Annotated in this window: 14 protein-coding genes and 1 pseudogene; 4 read left to right on the top strand and 11 right to left on the bottom strand. The window is 69.3% G+C overall.

The annotated features are described in order from the left end of the window. Positions 1-7: 7 nt before the first annotated feature. Positions 8-715: an ester cyclase gene (locus AB0D27_RS05710; protein ID WP_362502461.1), complete on the top strand. Its 708-nt coding sequence runs from the start codon at positions 8-10 to the stop codon at positions 713-715. An 87-nt stretch (positions 716-802) separates the two neighbouring features. Here the strand turns inward: AB0D27_RS05710 and groL are convergent, their stop codons facing one another. The 4 genes from groL to AB0D27_RS05690 form a co-directional block, all read right to left on the bottom strand. Further along, the gene (gene groL, locus AB0D27_RS05705) at positions 803-2431 is read right to left on the bottom strand and encodes a chaperonin GroEL (RefSeq protein ID WP_362502458.1); all 1629 of its coding nucleotides are present in this window, start codon (positions 2429-2431) and stop codon (positions 803-805) included. Positions 2432-2543: 112 nt separating this feature from the next. Beyond that, the gene (gene groES / locus AB0D27_RS05700) at positions 2544-2852 is read right to left on the bottom strand and encodes a co-chaperone GroES (RefSeq protein ID WP_077796719.1); all 309 of its coding nucleotides are present in this window, start codon (positions 2850-2852) and stop codon (positions 2544-2546) included. Between the two features lie 221 nt (positions 2853-3073). Then, complete coding sequence (locus AB0D27_RS05695; protein ID WP_362502454.1) at positions 3074-3826, bottom strand: polysaccharide deacetylase family protein; 753 nt, start codon at positions 3824-3826, stop codon at positions 3074-3076. Next, complete coding sequence (locus AB0D27_RS05690) at positions 3823-4779, bottom strand: polysaccharide deacetylase family protein (RefSeq protein ID WP_362502452.1); 957 nt, start codon at positions 4777-4779, stop codon at positions 3823-3825. The genes AB0D27_RS05695 and AB0D27_RS05690 overlap by 4 nt, the downstream gene beginning before the upstream one ends. A gap of 90 nt (positions 4780-4869) precedes the next feature. Here AB0D27_RS05690 and AB0D27_RS05685 point away from each other — a divergent pair, with 90 nt between their 5' ends. Further along, on the top strand, positions 4870-6069 hold the full coding sequence (locus AB0D27_RS05685; RefSeq protein WP_362502449.1) for a methyltransferase domain-containing protein: 1200 nt from the start codon (positions 4870-4872) through the stop codon (positions 6067-6069). Positions 6070-6427: 358 nt separating this feature from the next. On the opposite strand, the gene AB0D27_RS05680 is transcribed toward AB0D27_RS05685, so the two are convergent. Then, positions 6428-7702: an RNA polymerase sigma factor gene (locus AB0D27_RS05680; protein ID WP_362502446.1), complete on the bottom strand. Its 1275-nt coding sequence runs from the start codon at positions 7700-7702 to the stop codon at positions 6428-6430. Positions 7703-8099: 397 nt separating this feature from the next. Between AB0D27_RS05680 and AB0D27_RS05675 the strand changes: the two are divergent. After that, positions 8100-8171: pseudogene (locus AB0D27_RS05675) on the top strand (hypothetical protein); the annotation flags it as partial. Between the two features lie 158 nt (positions 8172-8329). Here the strand turns inward: AB0D27_RS05675 and AB0D27_RS05670 are convergent. Both AB0D27_RS05670 and AB0D27_RS05665 read right to left on the bottom strand, forming a co-directional pair. Beyond that, on the bottom strand, positions 8330-8686 hold the full coding sequence (locus AB0D27_RS05670; protein WP_362502444.1) for a YciI family protein: 357 nt from the start codon (positions 8684-8686) through the stop codon (positions 8330-8332). Between the two features lie 216 nt (positions 8687-8902). Continuing rightward, complete coding sequence (locus AB0D27_RS05665; protein ID WP_362502441.1) at positions 8903-9862, bottom strand: chlorophyllase; 960 nt, start codon at positions 9860-9862, stop codon at positions 8903-8905. A 165-nt stretch (positions 9863-10027) separates the two neighbouring features. Between AB0D27_RS05665 and AB0D27_RS05660 the strand changes: the two genes are divergently transcribed. Continuing rightward, a complete protein-coding gene (locus AB0D27_RS05660; RefSeq protein ID WP_362502438.1) occupies positions 10028-10624 on the top strand; it encodes a TetR/AcrR family transcriptional regulator in 597 nt (198 codons plus the stop codon). Between the two features lie 106 nt (positions 10625-10730). Here the strand turns inward: AB0D27_RS05660 and AB0D27_RS05655 are convergent, their stop codons facing one another. From AB0D27_RS05655 to AB0D27_RS05640, 4 genes are all read right to left on the bottom strand, one after another. Then, positions 10731-12110 (bottom strand): FG-GAP-like repeat-containing protein, encoded by a 1380-nt coding sequence (locus AB0D27_RS05655; protein ID WP_362502435.1) that lies wholly within the window; start codon positions 12108-12110, stop codon positions 10731-10733. A gap of 160 nt (positions 12111-12270) precedes the next feature. Beyond that, on the bottom strand, positions 12271-13287 hold the full coding sequence (locus tag AB0D27_RS05650; protein WP_362502878.1) for an LCP family protein: 1017 nt from the start codon (positions 13285-13287) through the stop codon (positions 12271-12273). 141 nt (positions 13288-13428) lie between these two features. Beyond that, complete coding sequence (locus tag AB0D27_RS05645; protein WP_362502432.1) at positions 13429-14835, bottom strand: endo-1,4-beta-xylanase; 1407 nt, start codon at positions 14833-14835, stop codon at positions 13429-13431. 260 nt (positions 14836-15095) lie between these two features. Further along, positions 15096-16154 (bottom strand): LacI family DNA-binding transcriptional regulator, encoded by a 1059-nt coding sequence (locus tag AB0D27_RS05640; protein ID WP_362502429.1) that lies wholly within the window; start codon positions 16152-16154, stop codon positions 15096-15098. Between the last annotated feature and the right edge of the window lie 119 nt (positions 16155-16273).

Genomic DNA, 16273 nt, shown 5'->3' with positions numbered 1-16273 from the left:
CGGCGCCATGACCTTCGTACAGCTCATCGACTGCAAGACCAGTCGGTTCGACGAGATGAACCGGCTGATGGACACGTGGGTCGAGAAGACCAAGGGGAAGCGGACCGCGACGCACAGCGTCGTCGGCAAGGACCGGTCCGACGCGTCCCACATCATCGAGATCGTGGAGTTCCCGTCGTACGAAGAGGCGATGCGGAACTCGAACCTTCCCGAGACCGACACGATCTTCCGGGAGATGGTGGCTCTCTGCGACGAGATGCCGACGTTCACGGATCTTGACGTGGTCCGTGACGAGCAGCTCTACGCGGCCAACATCCGCAGGTTCTTCGAGACGGTGGCCGCCAAGGGCGAGCTCTCGCCGCTGAACGACCTGATGGCGGAGAACTACCACGACCACGATCCCGCCAACGAGCAGGACACCCTGGGGCTCGACGCGATGCGCCGCGAGATCAGGATGTGGCGCGGCGGCTTCGACTTCAGCTTCACCGTCGACGACCAGATCACCCAGGGCGATCGCGTCTGCACGCGGTGGACCTGGAACGGCACCCACACGGGCGACTTCATGGGCATCCCGGCGACCGGGAAGCAGGTTTCCATGACCGGCATGACCATCTTCCGCTGCCAGGAGGACGGGAAGATCGTCGAGGGCTGGTGGCAGTACGACCGGCTGGGGCTGATGGCCCAGCTCGGGGCGCTCGACGAGCTCGAGCAGTAGTCCCGTACACGCGGGAGCAGTAGTCCCGTACACGGAGGAAGCCCCCATTCCCTGCAGGGAACGGGGGCTTCCTCGGGGCCCGATGGGTCAGTGCGAGTGACCGTGGCCGTGGCCGTGACCGGCGTCGCCCTCTTCCTCGGCCGGCTTCTCGACGACCAGGGTCTCGGTCGTGAGCAGCAGCGAGGCGATGGAGGCGGCGTTCTCCAGGGCGGAGCGGGTGACCTTGACCGGGTCGATGACGCCGGCCTTCACCAGGTCGCCGTACTCACCGGTGGCGGCGTTGAAGCCCTGGCCCTTGTCGAGCTCGGCGACCTTGGAGGTGATGACGTAACCCTCGAGGCCGGCGTTCTCGGCGATCCAGCGCAGCGGCTCGACGGCGGCGCGGCGGACGACCGCGACACCCGTGGCCTCGTCGCCGGTCTTGCCGAGGTTGCCCTCGAGAACCTTGACGGCGTGGACGAGCGCGGAGCCACCACCGGAGACGATGCCCTCCTCGACCGCGGCGCGGGTCGCGGAGATGGCGTCCTCCAGACGGTGCTTCTTCTCCTTGAGCTCGACCTCGGTGGCGGCGCCGACCTTGATCACGCACACGCCGCCGGCCAGCTTCGCGAGGCGCTCCTGGAGCTTCTCGCGGTCCCAGTCGGAGTCGGTGTTCTCGATCTCGGCCTTGATCTGGTTGATCCGGCCGGCGACCTCGTCGGAGCTGCCGCCACCGTCGACGATGGTGGTGTCGTCCTTGGTGACGGTCACGCGGCGGGCGCTGCCCAGCACGTCCAGACCGACCTGGTCGAGCTTGAGGCCGACCTCCTCGGCGATGACCTGACCACCGGTGAGGGTGGCGATGTCGCCGAGCATGGCCTTGCGACGGTCACCGAAGCCGGGGGCCTTCACCGCGACGGCGTTGAAGGTGCCGCGGATCTTGTTCACGACCAGGGTCGACAGGGCCTCGCCCTCGACGTCCTCGGCGATGATCAGCAGCGGCTTCGAGGCGTTGGACTGGATGACCTTCTCAAGGAGGGGCAGCAGGTCCTGGATCGAGGAGATCTTGCCCTGGTGGATGAGGATGTACGGGTCCTCCAGGACGGCCTCCATGCGCTCCTGGTCCGTCACGAAGTACGGCGACAGGTAGCCCTTGTCGAAAGCCATGCCCTCGGTGAAGTCCAGCTCAAGACCGAAGGTGTTGGACTCCTCGACGGTGATGACACCGTCCTTGCCGACCTTGTCCATCGCCTCGGCGATGAGCTCGCCGACCTGCGGGTCCTGGGCGGACAGACCGGCGACGGCGGCGATGTCGGACTTCTCGTCGATCGGGCGCGCGGTGGCGAGGAGCTCGTCCGAGACGGCCTTGACGGCCGCGTCGATGCCCTTCTTCAGCAGCGCCGGGGAGGCACCCGCGGCGACGTTGCGCAGGCCCTCGCGCACGAGCGCCTGGGCGAGCACGGTGGCGGTGGTCGTACCGTCACCCGCGATGTCGTTGGTCTTGGTCGCCACCTCCTTCACCAGCTGGGCGCCGAGGTTCTCGAACGGGTCGTCGACCTCGACCTCGCGGGCGATGGTGACACCGTCGTTGGTGATGGTGGGTGCGCCGAACTTCTTGTCGATGACGACGTTGCGGCCCTTGGGGCCGATCGTCACCTTCACCGTGTCGGCAAGCTTGTTGACGCCGCGCTCAAGGGCGCGACGGGCGTCCTCGTCGAACTTCAGGATCTTCGCCATGGGAGCGATTCAGCCCTCTCGGAAACTTTGGGAGAAACGAACTGCGCCCCCAGCGCCCGGCTTTTGAAGGTCGCGGGGGCCAGGGGCGCAGTTCACTGCAAAACTGGGTGAATTACTTCTCGATGATCGCGAGCACGTCGCGAGCCGAGAGGACGAGGTACTCCTCGCCGTTGTACTTCACCTCGGTGCCGCCGTACTTGCTGTACAGCACGACGTCGCCGACAGTGACGTCGAGCGGAAGACGGTTACCGTCCTCGAAGCGGCCCGGGCCCACGGCAAGGACGACGCCCTCCTGGGGCTTCTCCTTCGCGGTGTCCGGGATGACCAGGCCAGAGGCCGTGGTCTGCTCGGCGTCGAGCGGCTGGACCACAATGCGGTCCTCGAGCGGCTTGATGGCAACCTTGGAGCTGGCGGTCGTCACGATCCGACCTCCCCCTTCGGAGATCTCACGGGGTTAACTGTCTGAGGTGGCGACCAGGTCGATCCGTCGTCGCGGGTGCCGGACCTGCCCGTCGCTATTGGCACTCTCCAGGGGGGAGTGCCAGACCTGAGACTATGACTGCGATTAGCACTCGGTCAAGCGGAGTGCCAAAAGCGCGCGGCGCGCCGCCGGATCTCGAGTACGCCGGACGGGCCGAACAGCTACAGGTAGTCCTCCAAGCGGGCCGGTGCGAGGCCCTGGGTCTGCATGCGCCGGAGCAGGCGTGTCGTCGTCCGCGTGGGGTTCGGGCCGTCGGAGCCGAGCAGGATGTCGCCCGCGTGGAGGCGCCGTGGGCTGACCCGTCGCCCCAGAACGATGGCCGCGACCCCGCAGTCCGCTGCGGCGCGCAACGTGGTGGTGTCGTAGGAGCCGTACGGCGGACGGAGCAGCCGGGGCCGGAGGCCGAAGCGCCGCTTGAGCTTGTCCTGCTGGCCGCAGATCTCGGCGCGCTGGCCCGCGTACGGCAGGCCGCGCAGGGAGGCGTGGTCGAGAGTGTGGTTCTGGACGCTCGCGCCGACCGCGCGCAGTCGGGCGAAGTGTCCGTACCCCGGCCCGACGACACTGTCCGTGAGGAACATGCTGACGGGCAGCCGCAGTTCACGGACCATGTCGACGAACCGGGGATCCCGCTCGGCGCCGTCGTCGTAGGTCAGGAAGACCACCCTGTCGCGGGTGCGGACATGGTCCACGACGGGTGGCAGGCCCGGACCCTCGGTGCGCGCGGTGAACCGGGCGGGCGGTCTCGGCGCGCGGGCGAGCGGGGCGGCCAGCCCCCAGCGGCGGTACGCCGAGTCATGCGGCCGTACCCGCTGCGCCGCCTTCTTGCCCAGCCGCTCGATCGGGTCGACGGACTGGGCGCAGCCGGTCAGCAGCACGACGGCGAGCAGCCCGGCGACCAGCGCGCGCACCCTCACAGGTAGTCCTCCAGGCGCGCCACCGCGTACCCCTCGTCCGTCACCCTCTTCAGAAAGCGGCGGACCATGTCGGGCATGGTGCCCTTCCAGTCGTTGCGGCCCCGGAAGTGGGTGAGGACGATGTCGCCGGGGTGCAGGTCGCGGTCCCACTCGCGGTACTCCCAGTGGTCGACGAAGACTTCCTCGTCCCAGATGGGGGCGTACTTGATGCCGCAGGTCTTGGCGGCGCGCAGGGTGTCCTGGTTGTAGTTGCCGTACGGCGGCCGGAAGACCGTCGGGCGCTTGCCGAACTGCCTCCTCATCACGTTCTGCATGCCGCAGATCTCGTGCTTCTGCTCCTGGTACGACAGTCCGGGCAGGTAGGGGTGGTGCAGCGTGTGGTTGTTGAGGGTGACGCCCCGGTCGCGCATCTTGCGGAAGTACCCGTAGTTGTCGCTGATCAGGTAGTCGCTGAGGAAGGCGCTGTACGGGATCTTCAGGTCGCTCATCATCCGCAGGAACTTCGGGTCCTTCTCCTCACCGTCGTCGATGGTGAGGAAGACGACCTTGTCCTTGGTGGGGATGGTGGTGAAGACGGGCGGCAGCCCCAGCTCTTCCTGATCGTCCACCTCGAAGCCGGCGCGCGCGGTGATCAACGGCTTCTTCGCAGGCGGCGCCGGGGGTGTCAGGGGGGCCTCGGTCAGCCCCCAGCGCTTGGCCGCGGCGACGCGCCGGGCCTGCGCGAGGCCGAGCCGGGTGGCGTACGAGTCCAGGGCGCGGGCGGGGGGCGCGTGCAGCTTCGCCTGCTGACCGTGGGCCGGCGCCACGCCCTGCGAGCCGGCGTCGGCACAGCCGGAGACGAGGGCGGCGAGGGCGAGCGCGGCGACTCCCCCACGGAGGCCGGCGCCGTGCGCTCGTGCGCCGACACCGGCGCCTTTTGAACCATTTTTATACTTTTGTCGTACTGGTCGCATGGCGCCGGATACTCCCAGGTCATGTCCCGCTCGAGGCTCCGACACCGCCGTCGGAAGCGCACCGTCCACCGACTGGCCCACAATGGCCCGGTGAACGACGTCTCCTTCGCCTCCCTCCTCACCCCCGAGGGCCTCGCCCTGCTCGACGAGGTGCGCGGCACCGATCCGGCGCGGGAACTGGCCGTCGCCACCCGGCTGCGCCGCGAACACCCGGCCGAACTGGTCTCGGCGGCCCTCGGGCAGGCGCGGCTGCGGCAGCGGGCGGCGGCGAAGTTCGGCGCCGAGGACGCGGAGCGGATGTTCTTCACCCCGAACGGGGTCGAGCAGTCGACGCGGACGAGCGTGGCGGCGTACCGCGCGGAGCGGCTGCGCGCGCTGGGCGTCCGCTCCGTCGCCGACCTGTGCTGCGGCATCGGCGGCGACGCGATCGCGCTGGCCCGCGCCGGGATCCGCGTCCTCGCCGTCGACCGGGACCCGCTGACGGCGACGCTCGCGCGTGCGAACGCCGACGCGCTGGGCCTCGCGGACCTGATCGAGGTGCGCGAGGCGGATGTCACCGAGGTGGACCCGACGGCGTACGACGCGGTCTTCGTGGACCCGGGGCGGCGCGGCGGCCGTGGCCGGGTCTTCGACCCTGAGGCGTACTCGCCGCCGCTGTCCTGGGCGATCGGAGCTGCCGTGAAGGCTCCGCTCGCCGCCCTCAAGATCGCCCCCGGCATTCCCCACGAGGCCGTCCCCGCCGAGGCGGAGGCCGAGTGGATCTCGGACGGCGGGGATGTGAAGGAGGCCGTGCTGTGGTTCGGCACGGAGCCGGGGCTGGTGCGGGCCACGCTGCTGCCGGGCCCGCGCGAGCTGCGCGGACGGGGGCTACCGAACCCTCGAGTCCGGCCGCTGGGGCGGTACTTGTACGAACCCGACGGCGCCGTCATCCGGGCGCATCTGGTCGCGGAGGTGGCCGAGGACCTCGACGGCGGCCTCGTCGACGAGACCATCGCGTACATCACGGCGGACGAGCTGCGCCCGACGCCGTACGCCTCCGCGTACGAGATCACGGATCAACTCCCCTTCAGCGTCAAGAAGTTGAAGGCGCTTCTGCGGGAGCGGGAGGTCGGTGTGCTGACCGTGAAGAAGCGGGGGTCGGCCGTCGAGCCGGAGGAGCTGCGGCGGAAGGTGCTGCCCAAGTCGCACGGGGCGAGGGCCGCGACGGTCTTTCTCACCCGGGTGGCGGGTGCCCCGACCATGCTGGTGGGGGCACCCGCGACGCCGCCCACTGGCGGTGGTCGGTCTTGAGGGAGGTCAAGTCCGGCCCGGTGACGGGACCGAGCACAGTGCCGGTGTGCTCCCATGGGGCGCCCGTACCGGTGACCGAGCCGGCCGATGCGTACGAACTCGCCGCGGCCGGTACGCCGTTGTAGTACGGCCTGTACCTCCACTGGCCGCTGCTCGCGCTGATCGCCGCGCCCGCGGAGTTCAGCGCCGTCGCCGACACCGAGCCGGTGCCGCCGAAGACCGCCACGCCGTGTCGCGGAGCCGCCCGCGACGCTCGCCGTATGCAGCGACGTAATGATGCCGTCACTGACCACGGCGATTTTGCCGTCGGTCGCCAGCAGAGTTGTCGGTGTGACCACGGAAACGAAAGGCGCCCTGGTCAGGACGGCGCGTCCAGCTCCCGGATTCGTGCCCGCAGCAGCTCCCTCTCCGGCTCGTTACGGGTCATCCCGATCGCCCGTTCGAACTCGGGCCGCGCCTCGGCCGTACGCCCGAGCCGGGCGAGCAGATCTCCGCGCACGCTGGGCAGCAAGTGGTAGTCGCGCAGCGCGGGTTCGTCGGTGAGGGCGTCGACGATCTCCAGAGCGGGGCCGGGGCCGTCCGCCATCGAGACGGCGACGGCACGGTTCAACTCGACGACGGGTGAAGGTGATCGGGCCGCGAGGAGCTCGTACAGAGTGGCGATCTGCCCCCAGTCCGTGTCCTCGTACGCGTACGCCCGCGCGTGGCACGCGGCGATCGCGGCCTGGAGGGCGTACGGGCCGGGGCCGCCGGTCGCGACGGCGCCCGCGCGGCCGAGGGCGGCGAAACCGCGGCGGATCAGCATGCGGTTCCAGCGGCGGCGGCTTTGGTCCTTGAGCAGAACCGGTTCACCGGATGGCCCGATGCGGGCGGCTGCGCGGGACTCCTGCAGCTCCAGCAACGAGACAAGGCCGTGTACTTCTGGCTCCTTGGGCATCAACTCGGCCAGCACGCGAGCCAGTCTGAGCGCGTCCTCGCAGAGGGCGGGGCGCAGCCAGTCGTCGCCCGCGGTGGCGGCGTAACCCTCGTTGAAGATCAGGTAGATGACCTCCAGCACGGACCCGAGACGGGCCTCGCGCTCCGGGCCGTACGGGACCTCGAAGTCGACCCCCTTCGCCGCCAGCGTCCGCTTGGCGCGCACGATGCGCTGGGCGATCGTCGCCTCGGGGGCGAGGAAGGCGCGGGCGATCTCGGCGGTGGTCAGACCGCCGAGGAGGCGCAGGGTGAGGGCGATGCGGGCCTCGGCGGACAGGACGGGGTGGCAGGCGGTGAAGACCAGTCGCAGCAGGTCGTCGTCGATGTCGTCCGGGTCGCAGACGTCGTCGAGGTGGTGTGGGGCGGTCACCGACAGATCCCGCCCCACCTCCTCCAGCTTGCTCGCGTACCGCTCCTGACGGCGTACCAGATCGATCGCGCGACGCTTGGCCGTGGTCATGAGCCAGGCGCCCGGATTGTCCGGCACCCCGTCCCGCGGCCACTGCTCAAGCGCCGCGACCAGGGCGTCCTGCGCGAGTTCCTCGGCGATGCCGATGTCGCGGACGATGCGGGCCACGCCCGCGATGATGCGGGGGGACTCGATGCGGAAGACGGTTTCGGTGGTGCCGGCTGCCGTGGCGGTGCGCTGCTGTTCCACTGTTTCCTCGCAGGGTGCCTCGACCTTCAAGCCAGGGGTGAAGGCGAGCCCCGGCGTTTCGGGGCAGCGACAGGCCAATCGCCGTCAGGTCGATTCGGCGTCTCACCCAAGACGGCAGTGAGCAGCTTGTTCATGGCCCCACAGTAATCCCAGGACGGGGCCACGGCCGGGTTCCGGAGAGGAGCGGGCGCAGATCCGCAAGCCTCAGCGGCGTGCCGCTCGCGCCGCCGAGGGCAGCGAGCGGCAGGCAGCCGGGTACGACGCGGTCGCCGAGGTCTCCGAGGTCGTCGAGGTCTCCGAGGTCAAAGCTCGCGAGGCGACCTGGGCTGTCCTCGCCCAGGGCTGGGGCCCGCTCCGTCGGCGCACCGGACACAGAGCACCGGGCCACGTCGAGGGCGTGTCCGCCCCTTACACCTCTCTGCGATGCGGCGCCTGCGGAGGGATCGACAAGAACTCGCGCAAGAACCAGGCCGAGTTCGCCTGCGTGTCCTGCGGCTTCACCCGCGACGCGGATGAGAACGGGGCAACCAAGGTGGCGGCAGGACAGGGCACCGCCCCGGGCGGTCAGCCGTTGCCGGAGGGACGAGTGACTCGTCCCTCCGCTCAGCCCCCCGCTCAGCCCCCCGCTCAGCCCTCCGCGATCTCGCGGACCTCGCAGGTCACCGTCCAGTACTCCTCGTGCACCTTCACGAACCGCTTGGTCCACTCGACCGCCTCGTCCATGTCCTTGCACTGGGTGATGGCGTAGCCGCCGATGACCTCCTTGGACTCAGTGAAGGGGCCGTCCGTGACAGTGACGTTCCCGCTCTCCCAGCGGACCCGCTTCCCGTCACTCTGGGGCGTCAGCCCGGCGGTGTCGAGCATGACCCCGGCCTTGGTGATCTCCTCGATCAGCTCTCCCATGCGCTCCATCAGCTCGGGGCTGGGGCCCTCCGGGGGCGCGGTGGTCTCATCGATACGGACGATCGACAGGTAGCGCGGCATGGTGACTCCTTCGGTCTCGGGAGACGGAGTCTCTCCCCGCCTCTCACCCATGCGTCGAACGGGAGACGCTGGTTTCGACACTGTCCCCGGAATTCTTCGAAGCTTTTTCCGCGAGGGCCGTTTCCGCAGGTCGTGGCGTTTTGCCGGGCGTTTTGGTCGGCGAGCGGTCCGTCGGCCACCGGAAGGCCAGATTTCCTGAGGCGGGCAAGATTCGGCTTACTTGGATTCGACTCGTCCGAGCGGGTTGGGGTCGGCTGTCAGCGCGTCACGTGCCGCCTGCCAAGCGGCATCCCCGGGGTAGAGCTCTGCGCGGAGGTAGGCCCAGGTGAGCCGCTGGACCGCGGACACTCGCTCGGGGTTCTCGTCGGTGGTCTCGGCGACGTCGTATCCAGAGACCCCGCCGAGCCCGTGCTCTGCGTCGAACAGGGTGAGCAGGGACTTGGAGCCCGGGGAGAGGAAGTACGGATCGGTGTGCCAGTCCGGGCCCCGAACCGTCAGGTGGGCGGAGATGTCCTTGTCGCCGGCGACCACGAGCGTGGGCGTCGTCATCTCGGAGAAGTCCGTGGTCAGCAAGAAAGAAAGATTCTCGGCTACGGACTCGGTGAGGGCATCGCCGCCTCTGCCGGGCGCGGCAAGCAGTACACCCGCCTTGATGCGGGGCTCGGCCAGGTTCACTTCCGTTCCGTCGTGCGGGTCGGTGAGCCGGGCGCCCAGCAGCAGGCTCGCGGTGTGCCCGCCCATCGAGTGCCCGGCTACGGCGACCTTGCTGTGGTCCAGGCGCCCGAGGAGCTGCGGGACGGCGGCCTCGATCACGTCGAGCTGGTCGAGGATGCGCTTCATGTCCTCGGCCCGTGATCGCCAGTACAGAGGCGCCCCGGGGGTGTCGGGATCCAGGCTCAGCGTCCTGGAGCTCAGGTGGGTGGGCTGGATCACGACGAAGCCGTGCGCCGCCCAGAAGTTGGCGAGGGGGGCGTAGCCGTTCAGCGAGGAGAGGTTGTTCGAGTAGCCCTGACCGTGCGAGAGGAAGATGACCGGCAGATCGCTCCCGGTCACGGGCGCGGAGACTCGCACCTGAAGGTCCACGGCTCGGCCGGGAGCTGACAGCACTACCGGACTGACCGAAAGAACTGGAGTGGGCGAGCGATAGGTGTCGGCCGGGTAAGTCGATGCACTCATGATGCGTATGTCCCTTCAATGGCCTCGGCTGCCGGTCTCGTTCGGCTGACGGCGGGCGAGGCGGTCGGGAGCGTCCCGCTTCAGCTAGGCTGAAACGGAGCGTTGTTCCGATTAATATACGGAGCAGTGTTCCGTTTCGTCAACGGCCGTCGGAAGGAGAGCGTGGTGCCCACTGCAAGCCCCTCAGGGGAGGTGCCGGCCCGAAGCAAGCGGGCCGACGCGCTGCGCAACCAGCAGACGCTGCTTGCCGCCGCCGCCGCGGTGTTCGTCACCTCCGGCGTCGACGCACCGATCCGTGAGATCGCGGCCAGAGCAGGCGTCGGGATGGGGACGATCTACCGCCACTTCCCGACTCGGGCGGATCTCGTCGTCGCCGTCTACCGCCACCAGGTCGAGGCATGCGCGGAGGCCGGCCCGAGCCTGCTGGTCAGTGCCGACTCCCCGCTCGCAGCACTCGGTCAGTGGGTCGACCTCTTCGTCGATTTCCTGGTCACGAAGCACGGCCTCGCCAACGCGCTGCAATCGGACAGCAGCGGCTTCGACGCGCTGCACACCTACTTCCTCGACCGCTTGGTGCCCGTCTGCGCGCAGTTGCTGGACGCCGCCGTAGACACTGGCGAAATCAGGCCCGGTACGCACGCCTACGAACTGATGCGCGGCATCGGCAACCTCTGCATCGGACGTGACAGCGACCCCCGCTATGACCCCCGCCGATTGGTCGAACTGCTCCTTCAGGGACTACAGCGACCGCAGTCACCCTGATGTCGACGGTTGGCCCCTGCGCGGCGGCGAGGGACTGTTCGTGCAGCGTTGGGGGCCCAGGAGCGCGAGGTAGTCAACAGGGCGAACGCCGCCATGCGATGCGGCACTAATTCACCGCGAATCCGAACCGCGCCTTCGCATACGGCGCTCCGATCGTCTTCCCGCCGAAGACCAGCGCCGCGTCCGGCACGATGCCAGTAGGGCGGCCGCGCAGGGACCACACCGCGCCGTTGCCGGAGTTCTCCTTCGGGGCGGCGGCGGCCAGGTCGGCGTAGCCGTTGCCGTTGATGTCGAGCAGTTGGACGGTGTAGCCGAAGATGTCGTTCGTCTCGGACGTGCCGGGGACACCCGGGCTGTTCTGGCTGAGGGTCTGAGCGCCGGTGCCGGTCAGGCCGGCCCGGCTGCCGCGCAGGAGGACGACGTCGCCGGTGCACTGGACGTCGCCGATGGTCTCGCAGGGCACGCCGACGGCGACGTCGTCGTATCCGTCACCCGTGACGTCCCCGACGGCCACACCGGTGCCGAACAGGTCCTCGCTCTCGTCGGTCCCCGGCACACCCGGGCTGTCCTGTGTGAACGTCTTCCACGTGGTGCTCTGCGTGATGCCGGACGCCGAGCCGTAGGCGACGTCGATCCGGTTGTCGGAGCCGATTCCGGCGACCACGTCGGCGTATCCGTCGCCGTTGAGGTCGCCGAACGCTGCGGCGCGGTCGCCGGCGTGCGCGGCGGTGCGCACCAGGCCGGAGGCGGTGGCACGGTACATCTCCGTGCAGTAGTTGCCGTCGCCGCAGTACACGGTCAGCGCGAGGTCGTCGCGGCCGTCGCCGTCGGTGTCGCCGGTGGCGCCGCCCGAGACGTCGACGTACTGGAGGTGTCCAGGATCGAGGGCCGAGGTGTGGGCAGGGGTGCCGGTGCGGCTCACCGGGCCCGTCCAGACGGTGGCCTTGGTGCCGCCGGGGTCGTCGCCGCCGGTGTAGCCGGGGCGGAACAGCGCCAGGTCGAGCCTGCCGTCGCCGTCGAAGTCGCCGGTCTGGGTGACGTCGGCGGGAACCGACGTGCCTCCGGACAGCCCGTGCGGCCCGCCCCAGACGACGACCGCGTCCCCGCCCCCTGCGGTGCCGATGACCAGCTCCGCGTAGCCGTCGCCGTCCAGGTCGCCCTTGGCCAGCTGGGTCCCGAAGGCCTGGCCCTTGGTAGGGCTGCCCGGAATGCCACTGGTCGCACGGCTGATGACGGTCCGTCGACTACTGGAGGTCGCCGAGAGTCCGTGCGGGCCGCCGTACATCACGGCGACGTATCCGGCCTTGCTCTGCCCGCCGACGGTGGCCTGGTTGGCGGCGACAGCGAGGTCCGCGTATCCGTCGCCGTTGAAGTCGTCGCGTACGGGCGAGGGTGTGGCAGCCGCACTGGACGGGCCGAGCGCCAGGGCGATCAGGCCGACCGCGAGTGGCGCTGCCCAACGGGCGTACGAACGCAGGGGAAACATCGGGGGACCCTCCCGTTACGGCGACACCATCACCGCACGAGACTCACAGGCTCCGAATTTGGTTGTAGGCACCGCAACTTCAGGGAGCCATGCCGTGGGAGCGGCTCCCCGCCAGAGAAGCCATGCGAGCGGCTCCCCGCCAGAGAAGCCATGGGAGCGCTCACTTCAGCGACTCCCACAGCGCGCTGGCCTCCGGCTCGTTCGCCACCACCCGGTTGGGGTCGGAGGGAGCCGTCACCACCGGCATCATCACCGTCTTGACGTCCGCGGACGACAGGCCCTTCAGGCTCTGGCCGAAGGTCATCAGCTCGCCCAGGGAGTCGAGTCCCGTGTCCGTCGTCAGGCTGCCGGTGACGGCGTTCGCGACCTGGTAGAGCTTGGTGGGGTCGGCGAGCAGATCGGTCGAGGAGATCTGCTCCAACAGCGCTTTGACGAGCTTCTGTTGGAGACCTATGCGGCCCAGATCGCTGCCGTCGCCTATGCCATGCCGGGTGCGGGCCAGCGCCAGCGCCTTCGTGCCGTCCAGGTGGTGCTCCCCGGCCGTCAGGTGCAGATGGCTCTTGTCGTCGTCGATATCCTCGTCCGTGGTGACCGTGACGCCGCCCAGCGCGTCCACGAGGTCCGCGAATCCGGAGAAGTCGATCTCGATGTAGTGGTCCATCCGGACATCGGTCATGGACTCGACCGTCTTCACCGCGCAGACCGGGCCGCCGACCGAATAGGCGCTGTTGAACATCGCGTTGTACGCCACCGAGGTCGTCCCCCCGGACGACGTGGGGCACGAGGGGCGGGTCACCAGGGTGTCCCGGGGGATGCTCACCACCGTCGCCTTCGTACGACCCTCGTCGATGTGGACGACCATCGCCGTGTCGGAGCGGGCGCCGGAGCTGCTTCCGCCGCCGAGTTTCGCGTTCTGCTTGCCGCTGCGGGAGTCGGAGCCGAGGACGAGGATGTTCAGGGCACTGCTCGGCAGCGGTGAGGCCGAGGCGGACGCCGATGCCGTGGGCGTCGACACCGCCTTCGCCGGACGGTCGTCGCCGAGCGCGCTGTTGATGTCGACGATCTTGATGTTCTGGTTCAGGTGCCAGTACGCCCAGCCCGCTGTCGCGATGCCCAGCACGAGGACACCCGCCAGGGTGAGGCCGGCGGCCTTCAGCACTCTCGACCGCCGGCCCACTGGTCTGCCCTCGTCCCCGTTTCCGGTCCCGGTCCCGTTCTCGTCGTGTCCCGTCACGGAGAGGAACGTAAGTCCGAATTATTACGAGCAGGGGCGTGAGGGCACCTTTCTTCAGAAAATCTCACACTTCTCAGGACCAACTCAGCCCAAGGTCACCGTCGGTGCCGGGTTGCTGCCGCTCCAGGACGCGTTGAACCCGAACGTCACCGAGCCGCCACTCGCTACCGTCCCGTTGTAGGAGGCGCTGACGCAGCTGACCGCCGTGCCCGTCTGGGTGCAGCTCGCGTTCCACGCCTGGGTGATCTGCTGGCCCGCGCCATACGTCCAGCTCACCTTCCACGAGGAGAGCGCCGCCCCTGAGCAGGCTATTTTCACCTGTCCCGTGAAGCCCGTGTTCCACTGGTTCGTGACGCTGTACGTCGCCGCGCAGGCGCCCGCGGGCGGCGGCGTCGACGTCCCGCCCAGCGAGGCGGCGATCGCGTAGTACGCCGGTTTGGGCGCGTAGTTCTCGTCGTACGGAGTCGCCGCGCCGTAGCCCGAGAAGACGTCCGGGACCCAGGAGTCGGAGTCGGTGAAGCCCCAGACGGTGACGCCGTAGCACCGGGTCACGGCCACGCAGGCGTCGAAGACGGCCCTGTAGTCGGCGGCCTGCTGCGTCAACTTCGCATTGTCGGCGGGAAGTTGCATACGAATGTCCAGCTCGGTGATCGTGACGTCGACGCCGAGGTCGGCGAAGCGCTGGATGTTCTGCTGGAGCGTGGCGGGGACCTGGCCGAGGACGAGGTGAGCCTGGAGGCCGACGCCATCGATGGGGACGCCGCGCTCCTTGAGTGACTTGACCAGGTTGTAGAGGGCGGTGCTCTTCGCGTTGACGCCCTCGACGTTGTAGTCGTTGATGTAGAGCTTGGCGCTCGGGTCGGCGGCATGCGCCCAGCTCAGGGCGTTGGCGATGTAGTCGGCGCCGAGGCCGTTGTACCAGAGGGTCGAGCGGTAGGTGCCGTCCTCGTTGAAGGGCTCGTTGACCACGTCCCAGGCGGCCAGCTTGCCTTTGTAGTGGGTGACTTCGGTGGTGATGTGGTCCTGGAGCAGACCGCTCAGCTCGGCGGAGGTCCAGGTGCCGTTTGTCAGCCAGCTCGGGTTCTGGCTGTGCCAGACGAGGGTGTGGCCGCGTACCTGCTGGTTGTGGGCCTGCGCGAAGGCGACGATCTGGTCGGCCTCGGCCCAGTTGAAGCTGCCCCGGGTGGGCTCGACCGTGCCCCACTTCATGGCGTTGCCGGGGGTCAGCGAGTTGAACTGGGCTCCGGCGATGTCGCCGTATGTGCCCGTCAGCTTGGAGCCGGTGACGGCGGTTCCGATCACCTTGCCCTTGGCGGCGGCCAGTTCGCGCAGCGGGGTGTCCGCCGCGTGGGCCGTCGCACCGGCCGCGAGCAGGGCGGCCACGGCCGCGCAGCCGGTGAACAGCGCGCCGACTCGCCTGCGTAAGGAGGTGCGGGAGGTTCGGGGGGCGCGGGAGATTCGGCGGGTGCGGGAGGTTCGGGAGGATCTCATTGCGGGTGCCTCCGAAAGTTTCGGTCGTGCAACCGATTGACTTCGGTGGAGTGTGGAGCGCGATGCCCCACGCGTCAATACGGAAACACCAACCCATCAAGACAGGAACGGCAATTCGCCAACGCGTGCCCCAGGCCCGAAGCGCCACGGAACTACGACTCGCCAACACGTGCCCAGGCCCAAAACGCCACGGAACGACGACTCGCCAACGCGTACCCAGGGCCCGAAGCGCCGCGGAACGACGACTCGCCAGCACGCGCCTAGGCCGCAGGCGCCCCCGTGCTGCTCCGTACCACCAGGCTCGTCGCCAGCTCCACCCTCGTGGCCGTGGAGGACCCTTCGGTGCGCCCCAGGTCGAGCACCAGCCTCGCCGCCGCCTCCGCCATCTCCGTCAGCGGCTGCCGTACGGTCGTCAGCGGCGGGCCGACCCAGCGCGCCACCGGCAGATCGTCGAACCCGACGACGCTCAGGTCCTCCGGGATGCGCAGGCCCAGCTCACGCGCGGCCTCGTACAGACCGAGCGCCTGCAGGTCGTTGCCCGCGAAGACGGCGGTGGGGCGGTCGGGCAGGCGGAGCAGCTCGAGCCCCGCCCGATAGCCGCTGTCGTGGTGGAAGTTCCCGGACCGGATCAGCGCCGGGTCGACGGGCAGTCCCGCCGTCTCCAGCGCGGCCCGGTACCCGTCGACCCTGGCGCGGCTGCACATCATCCGCGAGGGCCCAGTGATCGCGCCGATCCGGGTGTGGCCCAGCTCGACCAGATGGCGCGTCGCGGCCAGTCCGCCGTGCCAGTTGGTGGCGCCGATGGACGGCACGTCGTCGCCCGGGTCGCCGGCCGGGTCCATCACCACGAAGGGGACGGATCTGCTGGTCAGCAGCGCCCGCCCGGACTCGTCGAGCCCGGACAGCACGAGGATCACGCCGTGCGGTCGGCGCGCGGCGACCTGGTCGGCCCAGGTACGTCCGGGGGTCAGCCGGCCCGCGCTCTCGGAGAGGACCACGCTCAGCCCCTCGTCCCGGGCGACGTTCTCCACGCCCCGGATGACCTCCATCGCCCAGGCGCTCTCCAGCTCGTGGAAGACGAGGTCGATGAGGGGCGAGCGGGTCGCCTCGGCCCTGCGCCGCCGGTAGCCGTAGGCGCGCAGCAGCTCCTCCACGCGGGTGCGGGTGGCCGGGGCGACGTCGGCGCGGCCGTTGAGCACCTTCGAAACAGTCGGAGCCGATACGCCGGCCTCGCGGGCGATCTCGGCGAGCGTCGCGGTCTGCGTCGACCGCCCGCTCGCCCTGGTTTCCCTGGTCCTCAACGGCTTCGCGGGGTTCATGGGCGGGATCGTAGCCTCGCCTGCCCGCACCTCGAACCCTCTTTGACGCCATAGATGTCCCCTGTCTTTCGATGCATGGCTCGAAAGATTCGAGCCTTATCCCTTTCGAACGGCCCCGT

This window comes from Streptomyces sp. NPDC048415 (assembly GCF_040651675.1).
Lineage (GTDB): Bacteria > Actinomycetota > Actinomycetes > Streptomycetales > Streptomycetaceae > Streptomyces.
The sequence above is the reverse complement of the archived record's forward strand: the minus strand, read 5'-3'. Positions and strand labels throughout refer to the sequence as shown.

Bases quoted from the DNA above. Each gene is read 5' to 3' on its own strand.
- AB0D27_RS05710 (WP_362502461.1), top strand. From the start codon at position 8: ATGACCTTCGTACAGCTCATCGACTGCAAGACCAGTCGGTTCGACGAG.
- groL (WP_362502458.1), bottom strand. From the start codon at position 2,431: ATGGCGAAGATCCTGAAGTTCGACGAGGACGCCCGTCGCGCCCTTGAG.
- AB0D27_RS05690 (WP_362502452.1), bottom strand. From the start codon at position 4,779: ATGCGACCAGTACGACAAAAGTATAAAAATGGTTCAAAAGGCGCCGGT.
- AB0D27_RS05670 (WP_362502444.1), bottom strand. From the start codon at position 8,686: ATGCCGCGCTACCTGTCGATCGTCCGTATCGATGAGACCACCGCGCCC.
- AB0D27_RS05665 (WP_362502441.1), bottom strand. From the start codon at position 9,862: ATGAGTGCATCGACTTACCCGGCCGACACCTATCGCTCGCCCACTCCA.
- AB0D27_RS05655 (WP_362502435.1), bottom strand. From the start codon at position 12,110: ATGTTTCCCCTGCGTTCGTACGCCCGTTGGGCAGCGCCACTCGCGGTC.
- AB0D27_RS05645 (WP_362502432.1), bottom strand. From the start codon at position 14,835: ATGAGATCCTCCCGAACCTCCCGCACCCGCCGAATCTCCCGCGCCCCC.
- AB0D27_RS05640 (WP_362502429.1), bottom strand. From the start codon at position 16,154: ATGAACCCCGCGAAGCCGTTGAGGACCAGGGAAACCAGGGCGAGCGGG.